4 protein-coding genes are annotated in these 3,795 nt (G+C 67.3%); 1 reads left to right on the forward strand and 3 read right to left on the reverse strand.

Annotated elements, in window-relative coordinates:
* From ACNPM4_RS09575 to ACNPM4_RS09585, 3 genes are all read right to left on the reverse strand, one after another.
* A partial coding sequence (locus tag ACNPM4_RS09575; protein ID WP_448985514.1) for a [protein-PII] uridylyltransferase family protein occupies positions 1-1,369 on the reverse strand: 1,369 nt, incomplete at its 3' end.
* A 9-nt stretch (positions 1,370-1,378) separates the two neighbouring features.
* Positions 1,379-2,716 (reverse strand): type I glutamate--ammonia ligase, encoded by a 1,338-nt coding sequence (glnA, locus tag ACNPM4_RS09580; RefSeq protein ID WP_029261804.1) that lies wholly within the window; start codon positions 2,714-2,716, stop codon positions 1,379-1,381.
* Positions 2,717-2,718: 2 nt separating this feature from the next.
* Positions 2,719-2,958: a hypothetical protein gene (locus ACNPM4_RS09585; protein WP_036303297.1), complete on the reverse strand. Its 240-nt coding sequence runs from the start codon at positions 2,956-2,958 to the stop codon at positions 2,719-2,721.
* A 68-nt stretch (positions 2,959-3,026) separates the two neighbouring features.
* On the opposite strand from ACNPM4_RS09585, the gene ppgK reads away from it, so the two are divergent.
* Positions 3,027-3,773 (forward strand): polyphosphate--glucose phosphotransferase, encoded by a 747-nt coding sequence (gene ppgK, locus ACNPM4_RS09590; protein ID WP_029261802.1) that lies wholly within the window; start codon positions 3,027-3,029, stop codon positions 3,771-3,773.
* The last annotated feature ends 22 nt before the right edge of the window (positions 3,774-3,795 follow it).

Here is a 3,795-nt window from a genome sequence, read left to right on the forward strand (position 1 = left end):
GGACGCGCAGACCGGCGGGAGTCCGAGGAAGCAGATGCGTGCGGCTCAGTTCGCGCAGCTGCAGGCGGTGCTCCATGAGTCGCAGGATGCGGTAGTCGTCGGCGAACGTCGCGGCATCCGCTCGTCCGATGTACCCGCCGGTGACGAGGGCGTCGAGACTCTCGAGCGTGCCGCGCGTGCGGATCGACTCGTCCGTGAGGCCGTGGACCAGCTGAAGCAACTGCACGGTGAACTCGATATCGCGTAGACCGCCCGCTCCGAGCTTGAGCTGATATGGCGCGTCGTCCGGATCGATGTGCTCGGTCACGCGCTCGCGCATCCGCTGGACGCTCTCGACGAAATCCTCACGAGCGGCGCTGGACCAGATCTTCGGCTGCACCGCCTCGACGTACTCGGCGCCCAGGTCGGCGTCTCCGGCGAGAGGTCGTGCCTTCAGGAGTGCCTGGAACTCCCAGCTCTTGGCCCAGCGATCGTAGTAGGCGAGGTGCGAGGCGAGCGAACGCACGAGGGCACCCTGCTTGCCCTCGGGCCGCAGGTTGGCGTCGACCTCCCACAGCGGGGGCTCCACCTCGATGCTGTCGAGACCGCGCATCGTCTCGCGGGCCAGCCGCGTCGCGATGTCGATCGCGCGGGCCTCCGTCACGACCTCCTCGTCGCTGGTGCCGCCCACGAAGATCACGTCCACGTCGCTGACGTAGTTGAGCTCGCGGGCGCCCGCCTTTCCCATGCCGATGATCGAGAGCCGCGTCGCCGCTACCTGCTCCCGCGGGGTGGTCTCACCGAGACGCGCGCGTGCGATCGCGAGCGAGGCCTCCAAGGCCGCTCCGGCGGCGTCCGACAGTGCGGCGGACACCGCGGCAACCACCGTCTTCGGCTCGGGGTGGGTCAGGTCATAGGCGGCGATGGCGGCGAGGCTGCGTCGGTACGCGACACGCACGGCCACGACCGCGGCATCGTCCGCTGACGTCGCGAAGCCATCTCGGGCGCCGACCGATGCCAGCAGCTGCGTCCGGAGCGACTCCGGCGACGGCAACGCGTCGAGGGCCTCCCCCAGCACCGAGAGCTGATCGGGATGGCGGAGGAAGAAGTCGGCCAGCCCTTCCGAGGCACCGAAGACCCGCCACACGCGGTGACGCGTCTCAGCGATGTCGAGCAGGCCCTTCAGGGGTCCGGGGTCCCGACGCGCGACACGGACCATTCCCCGCACCGCGGCGTCGGGGTCGGCAGCATCCGCTCCTTCGAGAAGTGACGATCGCGAGATTCCGAGAACCGTCGCCAACTCGGACAGGGATGCCGCCGCCTCGCTCAACTCGGCGAAACCGAGCCTCGCCAGGGCGGAGAGGGAGACGGAGTCGTCCGGTCGGGCCATCGGCGCAGGTCAGAGCAGTTCGAGGTTGCTCTTCAGCTCGAACGGGGTGACCTGGCCACGATAGGCCTCCCATTCCTTGCGCTTGTTGAGCAGCACGTAGTTGAAGACCTGCTCCCCCAGCGTCTCGGCGACGAGTTCGGATGCCTCCATGTACTCCAGAGCGTGGTCGAGGCTCGCGGGAAGCGCCTCGTATCCCAGTGCACGCCGCTCGGCGTCGCTCAGGGACCACACGTTGTTCTCGGCCTCGGGCGGCAGCTCGTAGCCCTCCTCGATGCCCTTGAGTCCTGCCGCGAGCAGCAGCGCGTAGGCGAGGTACGGGTTCGAGGCGGAGTCGATGCCGCGGTACTCGACGCGCGACGACTGGCTCTTGTTCGGCTTGTACATCGGCACGCGGATGAGGGCCGAGCGGTTCGCATGCCCCCAGGTGACGAAGCTCGGCGCCTCGTCGCCTCCCCAGAGCCGCTTGTAGGAGTTCACGAACTGGTTCGTCACGGCGGAGATCTCGTTCGCGTGTCGGAGGAGACCCGCGATGAAGTGTCGGCCGGTCTTGGAGAGCTGGTACTTCGCGCCCTCCTCGTAGAAGGCGTTCTGGTCACCCTCGAAGAGCGACATGTGGGTGTGCATGCCGCTGCCGGGCTGATCGCTGAGCGGCTTCGGCATGAACGTCGCGTAGACGCCCTGCTCGATCGCCACCTCCTTGATCACCGTGCGGAAGGTCATGATGTTGTCGGCCGTGGTGAGGGCATCCGCGTAGCGGAGGTCGATCTCGTTCTGTCCGGGTCCACCCTCGTGGTGGCTGAACTCGACGGAGATGCCGAGGTCTTCGAGCATCCGCACCGAACGGCGACGGAAGTCGTGAGCGGTGCCACCGGGAACGTTGTCGAAGTAGCCGGCCGAATCGACGGGCACGGGACCGTCAGGTCCGAACGACGACGACTTGAGCAGGTAGAACTCGATCTCGGGGTGCGTGTAGAACGTGAAGCCGGCATCCGCAGCCTTCGCGAGGGTGCGCTTGAGCACGTGCCGCGGGTCGGCGACGGCCGGCTGTCCGTCGGGCGTCGTCAGGTCGCAGAACATGCGCGCCGTCGGATCGATCTCGCCGCGCCACGGCAGCGTCTGGAACGTCGTCGGATCCGGCTGCGCGAGCAGGTCCGACTCGTAGGTGCGCGTCAGCCCCTCGATCGCCGAACCGTCGAAACCGATGCCTTCCGCGAACGCCCCCTCGACCTCGGCCGGAGCGATCGCCACGGACTTGAGCGTGCCGATGACGTCGGTGAACCACAGCCGCACGAACTTGACGCCGCGCTCCTCGATCGTCCGGAGGACGAAATCCCTCTGCTTGTCCATGGTTACTCTGCGCCCTGGCCCTTTGCGTCGCCCGCGTTCTGCGAGCCCTTGGCGTCCCAGCCCTGCTCCACGGCTTCCTCTTCGGCCCAGGCGCGCGAACGCTCCTTGAGCACCTCGGGCGCGCGGCGGGCTTCGGCCTCCGTGTCGAAGGGCCCGATCCGGTCGATGGAGGGCGAGATCATGCCGAACTCGACCTCGCCGGTCTCGGAGTTGTACCAGTACTTGTGGTCACCGTCAGACATGCCTGTCCCTTCTTCACGTGATGTCATCGATCCTACTGGCGTGCACCGTGGTCGCTAAGCTATCGCCCATGGCAAAAGCGATCGGCGTCGACATCGGCGGCACGGGAATCAAAGCAGGAATCGTCGACCTCGAGCACGGAATCATGGCATCCGACCGGGTGCGGGTCCCCACCCCTGAAGGCGCATCGCCTCAGGATGTCCTGAACGCCGTGCAGACCGTTCTGAAGACCCTCGACGTGCACGACTCGACCCTCCCGCTCGGTGTCGCCTTCCCGGCCATCGTCAAGCGCGGCAAGACGCTCTCCGCGGCGAACGTGTCGAAGGAATGGATCGATTTCGATGCGGAGCGCTTCTTCCGCGACGGACTCGGCCGCAACATCGTGTTCGTGAACGACGCGGATGCCGCCGGCGTCGCCGAGGCCCGCCACGGCGCGGCCAGGGACGTGCGCGGCTTCACCTTGCTCACGACCCTGGGCACCGGCATCGGGTCCGCCTTCCTCTATGACGGCGTGCTGCTGCCTAACACCGAGCTGGGCCACCTCAACTTCGGTGAGTACGAGTCGGTCGAGACGTATGCCGCGACATCGGCACGCGAGCGCGAGGGCCTCAGCTGGGCCGCATGGGCGGAGCGCCTGCAGGCTTTCTACTCGCACATCGAGTTCCTGTTCAGCCCCGACCTGTTCGTTGTCGGCGGCGGCGTGTCGAAGAACGCCGGAGACTTCCTCCCGCTCCTCGACCTCAAGACCCCGATCGTGCCGGCCATCCATCGCAACAACTCCGGGATCATCGGCGCGGCGTCGCTCGCCGGCGACTGATCCTCACCCGCTCCTGAACCTC

The organism is Microbacterium umsixpiens, assembly GCF_053543675.1.